This window comes from Micromonospora zingiberis (assembly GCF_004331455.1).
GTDB lineage: Bacteria > Actinomycetota > Actinomycetes > Mycobacteriales > Micromonosporaceae > Micromonospora > Micromonospora zingiberis.
The window spans coordinates 55,589-71,187 of sequence record NZ_SJJR01000026.1; the positions used below are offsets into that span (position 1 = coordinate 55,589).

At 72.8% G+C, this 15,599-nt stretch carries 13 protein-coding genes; 4 read left to right on the top strand and 9 right to left on the bottom strand.

Translation table 11 applies throughout. The features are described 5' to 3' along the window. Positions 1 to 100: 100 nt before the first annotated feature. The gene (locus E0H26_RS26325) at positions 101 to 1,207 is read right to left on the bottom strand and encodes a hypothetical protein (protein WP_131308408.1); all 1,107 of its coding nucleotides are present in this window, start codon (positions 1,205 to 1,207) and stop codon (positions 101 to 103) included. Positions 1,208 to 1,506: 299 nt separating this feature from the next. Here E0H26_RS26325 and E0H26_RS26330 point away from each other — a divergent pair, with 299 nt between their 5' ends. Beyond that, positions 1,507 to 2,313 carry a hypothetical protein gene (locus tag E0H26_RS26330; RefSeq protein ID WP_131308411.1) on the top strand — a complete coding sequence of 269 codons (807 nt, stop codon included), beginning with the start codon at positions 1,507 to 1,509 and terminating at the stop codon, positions 2,311 to 2,313. A gap of 91 nt (positions 2,314 to 2,404) precedes the next feature. Here the strand turns inward: E0H26_RS26330 and E0H26_RS26335 are convergent, their stop codons facing one another. The 7 genes from E0H26_RS26335 to E0H26_RS26365 all read right to left on the bottom strand — a co-directional run bounded on the left by E0H26_RS26335 (position 2,405) and on the right by E0H26_RS26365 (position 11,726). After that, on the bottom strand, positions 2,405 to 2,689 hold the full coding sequence (locus tag E0H26_RS26335; protein ID WP_131308414.1) for a putative quinol monooxygenase: 285 nt from the start codon (positions 2,687 to 2,689) through the stop codon (positions 2,405 to 2,407). Between the two features lie 84 nt (positions 2,690 to 2,773). After that, positions 2,774 to 3,532, bottom strand: a complete 759-nt coding sequence (locus E0H26_RS26340; protein ID WP_131308417.1) for a MerR family transcriptional regulator — start codon at positions 3,530 to 3,532, stop codon at positions 2,774 to 2,776. A gap of 38 nt (positions 3,533 to 3,570) precedes the next feature. Next, positions 3,571 to 5,895: a putative bifunctional diguanylate cyclase/phosphodiesterase gene (locus tag E0H26_RS26345; RefSeq protein WP_131308420.1), complete on the bottom strand. Its 2,325-nt coding sequence runs from the start codon at positions 5,893 to 5,895 to the stop codon at positions 3,571 to 3,573. 225 nt (positions 5,896 to 6,120) lie between these two features. Next, positions 6,121 to 7,662, bottom strand: coding sequence for a hypothetical protein (locus tag E0H26_RS26350; protein WP_131308424.1), 1,542 nt, complete (start codon positions 7,660 to 7,662; stop codon positions 6,121 to 6,123). A gap of 40 nt (positions 7,663 to 7,702) precedes the next feature. Continuing rightward, the gene (locus E0H26_RS26355; RefSeq protein ID WP_131308427.1) at positions 7,703 to 8,803 is read right to left on the bottom strand and encodes a hypothetical protein; all 1,101 of its coding nucleotides are present in this window, start codon (positions 8,801 to 8,803) and stop codon (positions 7,703 to 7,705) included. A gap of 120 nt (positions 8,804 to 8,923) precedes the next feature. Beyond that, entirely contained in the window at positions 8,924 to 10,267 is a 1,344-nt protein-coding gene (locus E0H26_RS26360) for a class I SAM-dependent methyltransferase (RefSeq protein WP_131308430.1), read from the bottom strand. Between the two features lie 76 nt (positions 10,268 to 10,343). After that, the gene (locus E0H26_RS26365) at positions 10,344 to 11,726 is read right to left on the bottom strand and encodes an FAD-binding oxidoreductase (protein ID WP_131308433.1); all 1,383 of its coding nucleotides are present in this window, start codon (positions 11,724 to 11,726) and stop codon (positions 10,344 to 10,346) included. 261 nt (positions 11,727 to 11,987) lie between these two features. On the opposite strand from E0H26_RS26365, the gene E0H26_RS26370 reads away from it, so the two are divergent. Together E0H26_RS26370 and E0H26_RS26375 are read left to right on the top strand one after the other, a co-directional pair. Beyond that, positions 11,988 to 12,272 carry a DUF427 domain-containing protein gene (locus E0H26_RS26370; RefSeq protein ID WP_131308436.1) on the top strand — a complete coding sequence of 95 codons (285 nt, stop codon included), beginning with the start codon at positions 11,988 to 11,990 and terminating at the stop codon, positions 12,270 to 12,272. A gap of 57 nt (positions 12,273 to 12,329) precedes the next feature. Continuing rightward, on the top strand, positions 12,330 to 13,019 hold the full coding sequence (locus E0H26_RS26375; protein WP_131308440.1) for an RICIN domain-containing protein: 690 nt from the start codon (positions 12,330 to 12,332) through the stop codon (positions 13,017 to 13,019). Between the two features lie 110 nt (positions 13,020 to 13,129). Here E0H26_RS26375 and E0H26_RS26380 read toward each other — a convergent pair whose 3' ends face one another. Further along, positions 13,130 to 14,431, bottom strand: a complete 1,302-nt coding sequence (locus tag E0H26_RS26380) for an MFS transporter (RefSeq protein WP_131308443.1) — start codon at positions 14,429 to 14,431, stop codon at positions 13,130 to 13,132. A 71-nt stretch (positions 14,432 to 14,502) separates the two neighbouring features. Here E0H26_RS26380 and E0H26_RS26385 point away from each other — a divergent pair, with 71 nt between their 5' ends. Beyond that, complete coding sequence (locus tag E0H26_RS26385) at positions 14,503 to 15,474, top strand: GlxA family transcriptional regulator (RefSeq protein WP_131308446.1); 972 nt, start codon at positions 14,503 to 14,505, stop codon at positions 15,472 to 15,474. Positions 15,475 to 15,599: the final 125 nt, after the last annotated feature.

Genomic DNA, 15,599 nt, shown 5'->3' on the forward strand with positions numbered 1-15,599 from the left:
CGACGCCCGGCCGCTCGAAGTGGCCGGGCGCTGTGTGGGCCGGTAGACCAGAGCGGGCCGGTCTTCGGCCGATCAGAGCGGGCCGGTGCCCGGCAGTGGGTCAGGTGGAGACGGTGCGGCGGACGCCGCCGTGCAACCGGCAGGCCCGAGGGCTGCCGCCGGCCAAGCTGATCTTGCCGTTGGCGCACTGCACCAGGTAACCCCGGCCCTCCCAGAAGCCCGGCACACAGTCGAAGTGGTCGCACACCTTCGGGTCGGGCTTGCGGATCTGCGCACCGTCACAGAAGCCGTACCCCAGCGGGTTGGCTGGGGCGCCGCAGCGTCGCTGGGGCGTGGGGCTGGGTCGACGTGGCTTCGGCGAGCCGGTGGCGAGGGGAGCCATCGACACGGCGACGGCCGGTGCCGGGGTGGCGGCGACGGCGGTTTCCCGGCCGGTCGGATCCGACGGGCCGGAGTTGACCAGCGCCAGCGGCACCAGTACGGCCAGGGCCGCCGCGACCACTGCGGCCCGCCGGCCGCCGGGCAGCAGCGCCAACAGTCGGGCCTGTGCCGGCGTGGCGATGCGCGGCCGGGACGGGCGGGCCCTGGTGTGCTCGGCGATCAACTCGTCGAGTTGGGCGATGACCGCGTCGCGCTGCTCGATGGCGTCGGCAAAGGCCAGGGTGAGCAGGAACCGGAACTCGGCCGCCACGTCGGCGGGCAGCAGCACCCCGGAGGTGCGCCGCCGGTCGAGCACCTGGATCAGGGTGACCGGCGCCCGCGGGTCGTGGGCCAGGCCGTTGATCCGCCCGTACGCCCAGTCTCGTCGGCCGCGTCCCCCGAGCAGCACCAGCCGCCGGTTGGTGACCACCGCCATGCCGGCATCGGTGACCCGCACGCCGTCGGGGAGACGGCGGCGCAGCCGACCGTGCCGCACGCCGACGGTCAGGTCAGGGGCGGGCAGGACGGCGGTGTGCCGTACCTCCACCAACTGGGCGGCCGGCACCACCCGGAGCACCATCTCGTCGGGAGCCAGTTCGAGCAGTAGACCATCGCCGGCAGCGGCGGAGCCGTGACACTGCTCGGCGAGCGTACGCAGCCGGCGCAGTTCGTCGTCGCGTCGCCGCCAGCTTCCCTCGGCGCTGCGGAACAGCCGCAGCCGGCGCTCGTTCTGCCGGCGCGCCCACCGGTACCGCCACGTCGAACCCGTCGAATCAGTCCTCGCCACGCCGACTCCTTCGCCGCGCATGCCACCAACCGCAGGCCATCAGAAGGGGTGTCACAGTGTTAACGGCGCAGGGCACCACGATGGACACGGCCAACACCGGGCGAATTACCCGATCGGTGGACCAATAAGGACGAGTTGGTGGTTTTGCTGCGGACGTCCCGCGTGCCGCTACCGTCCGCCTCGCCATCCTGGCCGCCGCCAGGTGTGACGCATCCGGCGGCGGTGACGCCAATCAATCGAACTAGTTGACGGAACCCGTGGCCGAGGGCTGGCGGGTGGATGACGAACGGCGCCACGAGATGAGTACCCCGACCCGCCGGATCGACCGGAACACCGCCGAACTGCTCCTCGACGGCGATCTGGTCGCCCTCAGCAGGGCCGGCCGGCTCGCCGGCACGCTGCGTGCACTGTGCGGCCCGGCCCGACCGTACGAACTGGCCGGCGAACAGGCCGCGGTGGCGGCCTTCCTCGCCACGGCCGACTTCGTCCCCACTCCTGGGCTGCCGGAACCGACTCCGCTGCGGAAAGCACTGGCCCGAACGCTCACCGTCAAGGCCACCATCGTCGTCGCCGCCACCGGGCTCGGCGGTGTGGCGCTGGCCGCCGGCACCGGCGCGCTGCCCACCCCCCTGATCGGTACGCCCGCCGCCCCGCCCGCCACGCACGCCCCGGCCCCGTACGTTCCGGGCCCACCCCACCCCGCCGCGCCGGGCGGCGGTTCGGTGTCCCCGTCCGCCGGCCCGGTCGTGAACGCCGCCGGCAGCCCCATGCCGGCGCACCTGCTGCACTGCCAGGCGTACGCCCGCATCGGTGCGGCCCCGGGCAAGGCCCTGGAGAACCCGGCCTTCGCCGACCTGGTCGCCGCGGCCGGCGGCATCGAGCACGTCGAGGCGTACTGCGCGGCCAGCACGCGGACCCCACCGGGAAGCTCCGGGCGCCCCAGTCCCGGCCCGACGGGCACCGGACCCGGCGCGCATCCGCACGGCGGGCCACCGAGCAACCATCCCGAGCCGCCGGTCACGGCGCACTCCGGTCGCCCGTCCAGTCAGGCCACCCACCACCCGCCGAACGGGCGGGCGTCCGGCACGCCGCCGGGCCACCAATGACAGCGGAGTCGGGCGGGTCCTCCCCGGCCCGCCCGACCCCGCGCCGCCGAAGCGCGGCCGACGGACTCCTCGGCCGCACCCCGGTACGTGCTCAGGGAGACTCGACCGCGCTGATCCGGAACTTGTGCACCTCGGCGCCGACGAGAGCGACCTGCTGTTCCGGTGCCGGACCGGAGCCACGGAAGTCCAGCAGTTGCTCGTCGGACTCCCACCGCTCGTAGACGTTGATCCGTCCCGGCTCGATCAGATCCGGGCTGATGGCGAAGTCGACACAGCCGGGCGCGGACCGGGCCTGCCGGACGATCTCGGCGCAGGTGGCCAGGTAGTCGTCCCGCTCGACGGGATCGACGTAGAGCGAACCGGCGACTACCAACACGAGAGACCTCCGCAGCTCGGGACATCGACCACGCCAGTCATACTCTCCCGCCCCGACATTCCCGGTTCCCGAACCTGCTCCCCGTCACGCCCGGGTGATCGCGTTGGCGTGGATCGCCTCGTGCAGGTACTGGCCAAGTCCCGGCGCCATCGCCTCGTAATGAGCCAGGAACCGCTCGTCGGCGAGGTACATGTCGGCCAGCCCGGTGTGGATCTCGTACGAGCACTCGTAGAACCACTGGCTGATCTGCTGCCGGTGTTCCTCGGCCAGCTCCATCGCCGCCGGACTGTCCGCCGGTGCACCCGAGGACATCAGCGCCACGATCCGCCGCCCCCAGTCCTCGGTCTCGGCCTTGAACCGCAGCCAGTCCGCCTTGGTGTAGCCCGACGCGCGCCGGTTCGACTCCCGGTACGCCTCGGTGCCGCCCCAACGCTGCTCCGCCTCCTCGGCGTGCGCGTCGGGATCGAAGTCACCGAACACCTCGAAGCGCTCCTGCGGGGTGAGTTGGATGTTCAACTTGCTCGCCTCCATCGCGAACTCGATCGCCGCGACCATCTCCTGCAACCGCTTGATCCGTACCGTCAGCAGCTCGTGCTGGCGGCGCAGGTGCGCGCCCGGATCGCTCGCCGGGTCGGCGAGGATCTCGGCGATCTGTTCCAGCGGGAACCCCAACTCACGGTAGTACCGGACCAGCTGTAGCCGTTCCAGGTCCGCGTCGCCGTAGCGGCGGTAGCCGGCGCTGCTGCGCCCGCTCGGTGCCAGCAGCCCGATCTCGTCGTAGTGGTGCAGCGTTCGGATGGTCACCCCGGCCAGCCTGGCCACCTGACCCACCGTGTAAGCCATGGTTCCCTCCCTTCCGGGAACCACGGTCCCGCCTGCCGTTACGTGAGGGTCAAGTCCGATTCTGCGACGCCGTTCACGTCCGGGGGCCCGGAGCGGGCCAACACGGTACGCAGCTCGGCCAGGGCGGCGGGACGCCCGTACCGGTAGCCCTGGCCCTGCACACAGCCGATCGCGGCGACCGCGTCGTGCTGCCGGTCGGTCTCCACCCCCTCGGCCACCACACCCAGGCCGTACGCGCCGGCCAGCCGGGTCACCATCTCCACCGTCGCGTACGCCCGGGTGTCCTCGGAGAGCCGGGCCACGAAGGACCGGTCGATCTTCAGTTCGGTGGCCGGAATCCGGTGCAGATAGCTCAGCGACGAGTAGCCGGTGCCGAAGTCGTCGATGGCGATCCGGATGCCCAACTCGCGTAGCTGGCTCAGCCGGTCCAGCACCGCGTCGCTGCCCTCGATCAACGCCGACTCGGTCAGCTCCAGGGTCAGTGCCCGAGGCGCCAGCCCGGCGCCGGCGGTCGCCTCGGTGACCGTGGCGATCAGATCCGGCCGGCGCAGGTGCGCCGCGGCGATGTTCACCGCGACCGTCGCCGCTGGGATCCGGTCCTGCCAGGTGGCCGCCGCCCGACACGCCTCACGGATCACCCACCGGTCGATCGGCAGGATCAGCCCGGTCTCCTCGGCCAGCGGCAGGAACCGGGCCGGGCTGAGCGTGCCCAACCGGGGATGCTGCCACCGCACCAGCGCCTCGGCGCTGCGTACCGTGCCGGTGGCCAGATCCACGATCGGCTGGAACTCCAGGAGCAACTGCTGCTCGTCGACCGCCCGCCGCAGGTCGGCGATCAGCTCCGCGCGGCTCACCGCCGACTCCCGCAACGCCGGGGTGCACCGCCGGTACGCCGACTTGCCGGCCGCCTTGGCCGCGTACATCGCGATGTCGGCGTCGCGCAACAGATCCGTGTACGTGACATGCTGCGGCCCGTACTCGGCGATGCCGATGCTCGCCGACGGATGCACGCCGACGACCTCCTCGCCGGCCGACGGATGCAGCGCCGCCAGCAACCGTTCCGCCAGCCGTTCCGGCGCGGCGGTCCGCCCGGTGACCAGCACCGCGAACTCGTCGCCACCGATCCGGGCGATCATGCCGTCGTCGGCGACCGCGCGACGCATCCGGCGGGACAGCCCGGTCAGCAGCGTGTCACCGGTGCTGTGCCCGAACCGGTCGTTGACCTGCTTGAAGCCGTCCAGGTCGAGCAGCAGTACGGCGACCGGCTGCGGGCCGCCCAGGACGGTCCGCAGCCGGCGGATGAACGCCAACCGGTTCGGCAGCCCGGTGAGCTGGTCGACGTAGGCGAGTTGCCGCAGCCGACCCACCAGACGCAGGTTCTCGTTCGCCGCGAGGCTCTGCCGCAACGCCAGCGCCGCCAACAGCGCCAACAGCGCCACGAAGACCGGCAGCGGGCTGTGCCCGGAGGGCTGCTGAGCCAGCAGCGCCGCCACGATCGCCCCACCCACCGGCAGGTACGGCAGCGCCACCCGCCACCGTGGCGGCAACGGTGACTCACCCGCCTCGTCGTCGCGGTGCACGTGCCGGGGCGGAGCGAGTTGGGCCGCCGCGCCGATCAGCAGGTAGCTCAGCGGCCAGAGCACGTCGATCAGGGTGCCGACCTGGTAGGTGCCGGCGGCCACCAACGACACGTACATCGCGTCGGCCACCGCGCGCACGGTCAGGCTCACGCCGAGCAGCGTCAACGGACGCCACACCGGCCGGCCCGGCCCGATCACCGCGACCAGGATGGTCAACTGCATCAGGTCGAACAGCGGGTAGAGCAGGCCGGCGTAGCGCAGCGGCTCGTGCAGGTCCGCCAGGGCGACGTTGCGGAACAGCAGCAGCCAGCCGATGGGGATCAACGCCAGCCCGACGATCACCCCGTCGAGCAGGGTCCGGGCCCGCCCCAGCGGGGTACGCGGCGCGGCGACCGAACACAGGAGAGCGGCCGTCCCGGTGGCCAGGCTCGCCGTGAAGATCAACCCGATCGGCAACGTGTGCGGCAGTTCGTCGCCGACCAGCCGCTGCGAGGTCCACAGTGCTCGCCCGGCGAGCGAGAGCAGCATGGTGGCCGCGAGCAGGAGCCAGAACCGGCGCAGCGGCTGTGGGTGGCGGCGGGCGGCACCGACACAGGCCAGGGCCGCCCATGCCGCCACGGTGATCGCACCGAGGTCGCTGACCAGCGCCTGCTCCGGCAGGTCGAGGGCCAACCAGACCGCCTCGACGGCCACCACCGTGCCGGCCGCGAGCACGCCCGCCCGGCCGGCCCGGACCTGCCCGGCCGACCGTCCAATCGCCTGCTCGATGTCCTTTCGCGACACAGCGATCGCTCCGGCTTTCTCTCGTTCGCGCAACCCTCGACGGCGAGGACCGGTCCTGGCAAACCCGGAAAGCCTAGCCACGCGTACGACCGCACCGCCAGATCCAGCCGGTCGGAGTCCACAACCCGACGGCCCTTTCACGCCATTCACCGCCGTCACCAGCCGGACCGTCACGGGCAACCGGCACGCCCGGGTACCCTGCGCGACGAAGGCACGACCGAATGTCTACACCCACCCCTCGTCGGCCTCCGGCGCGTCACCGGCCGGCTTCCCGCCGCTGGCCGCCGGCACGTCGGCGGGTGGGCTGGCAGCGGGCGGGCCACCGTGGGTCCACGGGGTCTCCTCCACCGCCGGAAACGTCCCGCTCGGCACGTACGCCTCACTGAGCGTGGTGTAGCACAGCCGCTCTCCCACCTCGGGCACGCTGCCCGGGGTCGCGGTCAGCCCGCGACCCATCCCACCGGAGAGTTCCAGCACCACCTCGGTCTTGCCGTCGGCCGCCGGGGTCACGTAGATCACCCGCGCCTTCTGTCCCGGCCGCACCGGACTGGACAGCGTCGCACCGACCGGCACCAGCATCGGATCGGTGGTCACCAACTGGATCCGTGGGCGCAGCACCGGCCGCCGGCCGCTGTCGTCGACCCGCGCCGGATCCGCCAGCAGCACCTCGCCGACGAACGCCTCCCCGGTCAGCCGGTACTCGGCCATCACCAGTGGGTCGTCGTACGCGCGCTGCACCGCGTACAACGCCGCGGCCCGCTCCAGCCGATGCAACCGGGCGGCAGCCGCCACCGCACCGTCGCGGCGCGGCTGGGGTGCGCCGTCGGCGTCGACGTGCTCGGCGTGGGCGGTGAAGGCGTCCCGGTCGCCGTCCCACCGGCCGGCCACCCGGGCGCCGGCCGGCAGGGCCCGCAGCAGACCCACCGCGCGCCACATCAGCTCCCAGGTGGGCGTCAGTTGGTCGCGCAGCAGCTTCTCCAACTCCGCGTACGCCGCGGCCCGGGCGACGGTGTCCGACTCGGCGGCGGCGTACGCCTCGATGGCCGGGGCGAGCCGCTCGTTGTCGAAACCCGGGTCGGTGGCCGGGCCGGCCGGCGGACAACGCATCGGGTCCTCGGCCCGGGCCGCCGCCTCGGCGCCGGTCAGCCCGGCCGGCGGGGCGATCCACCCGAGCAGGGCCGGCAGGTGCAGGTCCTCCACCGCGCTCTGCCCGGTCGCCCAGTGCAGACTCAACGCCTGCGTCATCGCCACCAGCGTCGCCGAGCCCGGATGCTCGGCCCGCTCGGCGAAGAAGGTCAGCCAGCGCCCCAGCAGCGGCACCGACGCCGGCACCGGATACTCGCCGTCGGTCCGCCGGAACCGGGTGGCCCGACCCAGCAGCCGCAGGAACGTCACCCCGGCGGGATTCGGCACCAGCACCTGCGGCGCGTCGAGATACCGGTACCGCACGTCGCGCCCCCGGTCGACCGAGACCGCCTCGTTGGCGCCGCGATGCGCGGCCACGTACGGCAGCACGCTGGCGGCCAGCTCGGCGACGAACGCGAACCGCTGGTCCCGGTTGCGCGGCTGCGGCACGATCAGCAGCCGCGCCTCGCCGGACGCCGCGCCGACCATCGCCGCCAGCGGCGCGTTCGCCTCACCGGCCATGGCCAGCGGCACCAGCACCAGCGGCCGCCGCGACAGGTGCAGGTGCCGGACGGTGGCCACCGGTTGGGCCACCCCGGCCGCCACGGCCTGCGCCGCCGCCAGCGCCCGCAACGTGCTCACGCCACCCCTCCCGACACGCTGACGCGGACGCCCCGCCCGCTCATACCGGCGTTCCGATGGCGTCGGCGCGCAGCCGGGCGGCGGTACGCAGCAGCCCGGCTGCTTCCTCCCGCTGCGGGTCGGCGACCGGCTCCCCGGCGGCGAGCGCCAGAACCTCCGCCACGCTGTCGATCCCGCCGAGGGCCTCACGGACCGGGCGACCCAGCGTGCCGGTCTGCCCACGCGCCTCGTGCCGGCAGAAGTACGCCAACTCGCAGCTGGCCAGGCAGTCCGGGGCGTACCTGGCCGGCACCTGCGACAACCCGGCGACCAACGTCGCCGTGGCGGCGGCCGGATCGGCGGTGAAGTCGGCCGGTGCGGCTGCCAGCAACTCGTCGAGCTGATCCATCCGCTCCAGTTGCCGGCGTACCACCAGCACCTGCTTGCGGACGTCCAGCAGGTGCGCCACCGGCTGGTTGGTGAAGTCGCGCGGGCAGACCAGCACCACCTCGTGCGACACCAACTGCGGATCGAGCCCGCGCGCGGCGAGCAGTTCCCGCAGGGCCAGCACGTACACCGCTGACTGCACCGCCGCCGCGGCCAGCTTGGCCGGATCGGCCTGCCCGTCGACAACCGGAAACGACTTGATCTCGACCACGTGGAACCGGCCGCCCAGCCGCGCGGCCACCAGGTCCGGCTCCAGGTGCACCCGCCGACCGGCGACGTCCAGCCCGAGCAGCGGGTGATCGAACAGCGCCGCCGGCTCGCTGGCGTCCGGCGTGACGGCGGCGGTCAGGAGGGCGGCGGAACGCTGCTCCCGGCCGGCCACCTCGTCGCCGTCACCGAGGTCGGTCCAGCTCGCCACCGTCGGCACCGGTACGCCGAGTCGCTCCGCCACCAGTCGCAGCAGCTCGGCACCGCCGTCCGCCTTCACCTGCGCCTCGAACACGTTGCCCCGGGTGATGGCGAAGCGGGACTGCCCGAACCCAGCGGGAAAACCGATCCGCTCGGCCAACGCCGGCTTGTCCACCCCGGCGCCGTCCAGAATCGCCCGGCGCCGGCAACCCGGGTTACCGGTCAACGCCGCGATCGTCCGGGCGTTGTGCCGTCGCGGCGGCAGACCACCCCGAATCTCGGCCAGTCGCTGCTCGCTACTCGTCACGACCCGCCACGATAGCCCCGCCCCACCCCCACTCCCCGCGATCTTGCACTTTCGGTCGGCAATTCGCACCTTTCGCAGTGATTCGCACCGACGAGAAGTGCAAGACCGCGGGGGTCGGGGTCAGGGCAGCCAGTCTGGGCGGAGGGGGTAGGCGCTTACCGCGTCCGGGGGGTTGCGGGTTGCCAACACCTGGTGCAGTTGGATGCCGTTGCGTTCGAAGGCCAATCGCGACCCGGCCATGTAGAGCCCCCACACCCGGGCCGTGCCGGCACCCACCTCGCCGACGCAGAAGTCCCAGTGCTCCACCAGGTTGCGGCACCAGGCCGCGAGGGTCAGCGCGTAGTGCTGGCGCAGGTTCTCCTCGTGGTGCACCTCCAGCCCGACATCGTGGATCTCACTGATCACCCGGCCCGGCCCGGCCAACTCGCCGTCCGGAAAGACGTACCGGTCGATGAACGCGCCGGAGCGGTGCGGCGCCCGGTTGTCCGCCCGGGTGATGCAGTGGTTGAGCAGCCGCCCTCCCGGCCGCAGCCGATCACGCAGGAACCCGAAGTACGCCGGGTAGTTGCGCACCCCGATGTGCTCGGTCAAGCCGATCGAGGAGACCGCGTCGAACTGCTCGGGCGGCGCGTCCCGGTAGTCCAGGTGCCGCACCTCGGCCAGCCCGGTCAGCCCCTCACGCTCGATCGCCGCCTGCGCCCACTGTGCCTGCGCGCGGGACAGCGTCACCCCGAGCGCCTTGACGCCGTACTCGCGGGCCGCGTGCCGCACCATGCCGCCCCAACCGCAGCCCACGTCCAGCAGCCGCATCCCCGGCCGCAGCGCGAGCTTGCTGGCAACCAGGTCGTACTTGCTGGCCTGGGCCTGCTCCAGGGTGTCGTCGGGGCTGCGGAACACCGCGCAGGTGTAGGTCATCGACGGCCCGAGCACCTTCTCGTAGAAGGCGTTCGACACGTCGTAGTGGTGCGAGATGGCAGTGCTGTCGCGGGTCCGCGAGTGCCGCAACCCGCCCATGACCCGCTTCCAGCGGGGCAGCGCCTCCTGTGGCGGGGCCGGCGGCGGCAGCAGCCGCTCCCAGCCCAGCCCGCGCACCAGCGCCAGCCCGTCGGCCAACGCCGGTGGGCGCACCCGGAGCTCGTCCTTGAGCACCCGCAACGCCTCGTACGGGTCGCCCGGGTGCACGCCCTCCAGGGCCAGATCCCCACTGACGTACGCCCGCGCCATGCCCAGGTCACCCGGGGCGGTGAGCAGGTACGACAGTCCCCGCTCGGAACGGATCGCCAAAGTGATGCCGGCGTCGGCCGGGCCCACAACGCTGCCGTCGTAGCCGGTGACCCGGACCGGCAGCGGCCCTGCCGTCACCGCCCGGATGACGTCCGCCACGGTTGGTCCACGCCGCCCGCCGCCCGCCGGTGGCGTGGCGGGAGCGCCGGCCGCCCCCTGCTCTCGGTCGGTCAGACTCATGCCAACACTCCGCTTTGCTCCGTGCCACCATGAGCCTCATCCACGCTGAGCCTGATGATTCGCTCACTCCGCTCGCTCATGCTCGTGCTACCGCCTTTTCGTACAGTCCGGTGAGCCGATGCTCCGGGTCGTACCGGTCCCGCACGGCACGCCACGTGTCGCCGCCGTAGAGCCGGTCGAACGAATCCCGGTCGTAGTACGCGTCGGAGTAGAGCGACTTGTGCCCGCCCGCCTCCGACACCGCGCGCTCGATCTCCCGATTGACGTCGCCGTCAGCGGCGCCCTCGGCGATCGGCACGCTCCCCCAGAACCCGATGTTGACGTAGTCCTGTCCCGACCGCAGCGGGTAGAGCGGCCAGGACCGGGCCGATCCGGTGCCCGCCGGCTCACGCAGCCGCAGCGGACACAGCCACACCGGCGTCATCCCCACCCGCCGGGCGAACCAGTGCAGGAAATCCGCCGTACGCTCCAGCGGGATCTCCACGTCCTGCACGACGCGCTCCCGGGCCGGCTGGCCGCGCCAGCGGTCGATCCGGGCGGCCACCTGGTGCCGGTGCTCAAGCCGGACGATGCGGTGGTACACGTCGCTGCGCCGCCACCGCGCCGGCCAGAGCCGCCGCACCACCGGGTGTTGCACGCCGAACGCCGCCGAACACCAGAACCAGTCGGTGTCCCAGCGCCACAGGTAGTCGTAGGTGGTCAGGGCGTCGCGCTGGCGCCGACGCAGCGAGCGGTAGTAGATGTCCTGCCCGGTGTAGTCGGAAACCGCCGGCACGTCGTCGGTGAAGCTACCCAGCACCAGGTACGCCTCGTCGGGGCTGAACATCACCCCGTCCAACGCGTCCACCGGCTCGCCGTCCCAGCTGCGGCTCGCGGTGATCTGGCCGATCGCGGCAGTCAACTCGGTCAGGTCGGTGAACCGCACGTTCCGCAGGGCGACGTACCGCCGGACCGGTTGCAGCTCGATGCGCAGCCGGGTGGCGTAGCCGAGACTGCCCAACGAGTTGGGGAACGCGGCGAACAGGTCGCCGTGCGCACCGTCGCGCCGGGCGCTGATCACCTCCCCGGCGCCGGTCAGCACGTCCAGCTCGACGACCGACTCGTGCGGCAGTCCGTTACGGAACGAGGTCGACTCGATGCCCAGCCCGGTCACCGCCCCACCCAGGGTGATGGTGCGCAGTTGCGGCACCACCAGCGGCATCAGCCCGTGGGCGAGCGTCGCGTCGACCAGCCGTTCGTAGGTGCACATGCCCTGCACGTCGGCGGTCCGGGCGACCGGATCGACGTCCAGCACCGCAGCAAGCCCGCTGACGTCCAGCCCGGCCGCGCGGGGGGCGTTGCGCGGGCGGAACAGGTTGGAGGTGCGCTTGGCCAACCGGACCGGTTGGCCCGCTGGCACCGCCTCGTACGACCGTCGCAGCTGGGCCACCGCCAGCTCATGATCACGCACAGCGCACATGGGATCACTTTACGCGCCACGGGTGCGTCGCGCGGGAGGTCCATCAGGAGCATTTCGCAGCCGCCCGACGGCCCGCCCGGCAGGCGTCATCCCAGCTCCGCGCGCCGCAGCAGCAGCCGCTGCGGGCCCGGCCCGCAGCGCCGGCTCGCCAACTCCACACTGGAGGTCAACACCGCACGTTCGCGGTAGCGGCGGGTCGAACACACCGTTGTTCCGTGGACGCGATACCGGTTCGCGGTCCGGCGACATAGCGTGGGAGCCATGCCGAAAGCCGTCTGGAACGACCTGGTCGTCGCCGAGAGCGACGACACCGTGGTGGTGGAGGGCAACCACTACTTCCCCCGGGCCGCACTGCGCAAGGACCTGATCCGCGACTCCGACACCCACACCTTCTGCCCGTGGAAGGGCACCGCCTCCTACTACACGCTCGAACACGACGGCCAGACCAGCGCCGACGCGGTCTGGTACTACCCCCAACCGTTGCCGGAGGCGGAACTGGTCCGCGACCGGGTCGCCTTCTGGAAGGACGTCCGGGTCGTCGACTGAATCACCGCCGTCGGGGGCGGCTGGCCCCCGCCGGCCGGCGTGGGCCAGGATGCCGGGATGTCGGAAACCGATGGACCGGGCACCGTCTACGGAACCCGCCGTGCCGGCCTGCCCCGCGACCCGCTGCTGCACGCGGCGCTGGCGGTCGGGGTGGTCGGCGTCCTGGTCGGGGTGCTGTTCGCCACCGGGGTGCTCGGCGGCGGCGACCCGCCGCCGGCCACGACGGTGAGCAGCCCGCCCTCGGCCGCTCCGAGTCCGACCGAGGCGGAACCGCCGCCACCCAGCACGGAGTCGCCCGAGCCCAGCGCCTCCGCCACCACCGATCCGGCCCCGGCCACCGGCCCCAAGGTGATCCGGGGTGTCGGCTCGGACCTGTGCCTCGGTCTGGACGGGGGCGGCGAGCGGGCCGTCGCCGAGCTGGCCGGGTGCACCGGCGGGCCGGAGCAGCAGTGGGTGGTCAACCCGTTCGGCCCGGACACGGTGACGCTGACCAACGCCGCGTACAACCAGTGCCTCGACGTCGAGGGCGGCAGCGGCGACGACGGCGCCCGGTTGCTGCAGTTCGGCTGCCACGGCGAGGTCAACCAGCAGTGGCGGCTCCAACCGGTCGGCGACGGCAGCACCCTGCTGGTGGCCGTGCACAGTGGCAAGTGCGCGCAGGTCCACGACGGCGGCACCGCTGCGGGCGACGACCTCACCCAGGCCCCCTGTGACGGCAACCCGGCCCAACGCTGGACCTTGCAGTAGCGCCGGGACTGCGCGAACGGCCGGTCCGCCGGTACGGTCAGCGGATGTTTGACGTGCTGGGTGGAGGGCATCCGTGACGCCACGCGCGAACGTGAGCAGCGCGGGCGTGGTCAGTCCCGGTAGCTCCACGCCTTCGGCGCGGCGGCGACCGGGACCGGCTCGGTGAACGCGGCGCCGCGTCGGCGCAGCAGCATCAGCGACAGCACCGCCGCGCCCACCGACAGCATCCCCGCCACGTACCAGGCCAGGTGGTACGTGCCGAGCTGGTCACGAATCAGCCCCGCTCCCGTGGCCGCCACCGCCGCACCGAACTGGTGCGAGGCGAACACCCAGCCGAAGACGACCGCACCGGAGGTGCCGAAGTACTCCCGGCACAGTGCCACCGTCGGCGGGACGGTGGCCACCCAGTCCAGCCCGTAGAAGATGACGAAGACCAGCATGCTCGGCTCGGTGGTGGCCGCGAACAGGCCCGGCAGGAGCAGCAGCGACCCACCGCGCAGCGCGTAGTACGCGCCGAGCAGCAGCCGGGGATCGTACCGGTCGGTGAGCCAGCCGGAGGCGATCGTGCCGACGATGTCGAAGAGGCCGACCAGGGCCAGCAGGCTGGCCGCCGTGGTCTGCGGCATGCCGTGGTCGTGGGCGGCCGGCACGAAGTGCGTACCGACCAGGCCGTTGGTGGTCGCGCCGCAGATCGCGAAGCCGGCGGCGAGCAGCCAGAACGGCCGGGTCCGGGCCGCCTGGGTGAGCGCGCCGATCGCCCGGGCGGCGGCGCCACCGGCCGGCCTGGCCGGCTCGACGATCTCGCTCGCGCCGTACGGCGGCAGGCCGAGATCCGCCGGGTGCTCCCGCAACAGGCGCAACACCAGCGGTACGACCAGCAGCGCCGCCCCGGCCACGACCAGTGCCGCCGCCCGCCAGCCGTACGCGCCCACCAGCACCGCCAGCCCCGGCAGGAAGACCAGTTGGCCGGCGGCCCCGCCAGCGGTGAGCACGCCGGTGACCAGACCCCGACGGCGGACGAACCAACGCCCGGTCACGGTGGCCACGAAGGCCAGCGCCATCGAGCCGGTGCCCAGTCCGACCAGCACCCCCCAGGCGGCGATGAGCTGCCAACTGGCGGTCATGAACACGGTCAGCCCGCTGCCGGCGGCGACCAGCACCAGCGCGGCGGCCACCACCCGGCGGATGCCGAAGCGGTCCATCAGCGCGGCGGCGAATGGCGCGGTCAGCCCGTAGAGCAGCAGGTTCACCGAGACGGCTGCGGAGATGGTGGCCAGCGGCCAGCGGAACTCGGCGTGCAGCGGGTGCAACAGCACCGACGGGGTGGCCCGGAAGCCGGCGGCGCCGACCAGCGCGACAAAGGCGACGGCGGCGACGATCCAGGCCGGGTGCAGGCGGACAGGTCGATTCACCAGGCGAGTCTGCGGCCGGACCAACCGTTCCGGCGAGTGGCCCGAAGGCCATCCTCCGCAATAATCGGGCCATGACCCCGCACCGCATCGCCGTCCTCGCCCTCGACCAGGTGGTCGGCCTCGACCTGGGCACCCCGTCCCAGGTCTTCCGCACCGCCCGGGACACCGACGACCGGCACTTCTACACCGTCGACACCTGCACCCCCGGCGGCCGACCGGTGCGCAGTACGGCCGGCTTCCAGGTGCTCCCCGACCACGGGCTGGAACTGCTCGAACGGGCCGACACGGTGATCGTGCCCGGCTTGAACGGCGACGCGACGCAGCGCCACGGCGGGGTCGAGCCCGAGGTGGTCGGAGCGCTGCGCGCCGCGTACGACCGGGGCGTACGGATCATGTCCATCTGTACCGGGGCGTTCGTGCTGGCCGCCGCCGGGCTGCTCGACGACCGCCGGGCCACCACCCACTGGGCCTACACCGACCGCTTCCGTCAGCTGTACCCGAAGGTCGACCTCGACCCCGAGGTGCTCTTCGTCGCCGACGGCCGGGTGCTCACCTCCGCCGGGGTCGCCGCCGGGATCGACCTGTGCCTGCACGTGGTCCGCACCGACCACGGCAGCCAGGTCGCCAACCAGGCCGCCCGCCGGTGCGTGATGCCACCGTGGCGCGACGGCGGACAGGCCCAGTACATCGAGCGCCCGGTGCCGCAGGCCCCGGACACCAGCACCGCCGCCGCCCGGGAGTGGGCCCGCGACCGGCTGCACGAGCCGGTCAACCTGCGCGACCTCGCCGGGCAGGCGCGGATGAGCGTACGCACGTTCACCCGACGGTTCCGCGCCGAGACCGGACTCAGCCCCGCTCAGTGGCTGCTGCGCGAACGCACCGACCACGCCCGGCTGCTGCTGGAGAGCACCGATCTGAGCATCGACCAGATCGCCCGCCGAAGCGGCTTCGGCACCGCCGCCGCACTACGCCAGCAACTGCACCACCGCGTCGGCGTCGCCCCCACCACCTACCGAAAAACCTTTCAAGGAAGGGCACCTTAGAGCGACCGGCAATAGGTGGGGCGTCTGGGCGGGTGGGACCCCGGGGTAGCAAGCAGGCACGGGTCCATTGATCATCGGAGTTCTCTACGCTTCGTGACCGATGGAGTCCCGTGCCTGCGCTGCCA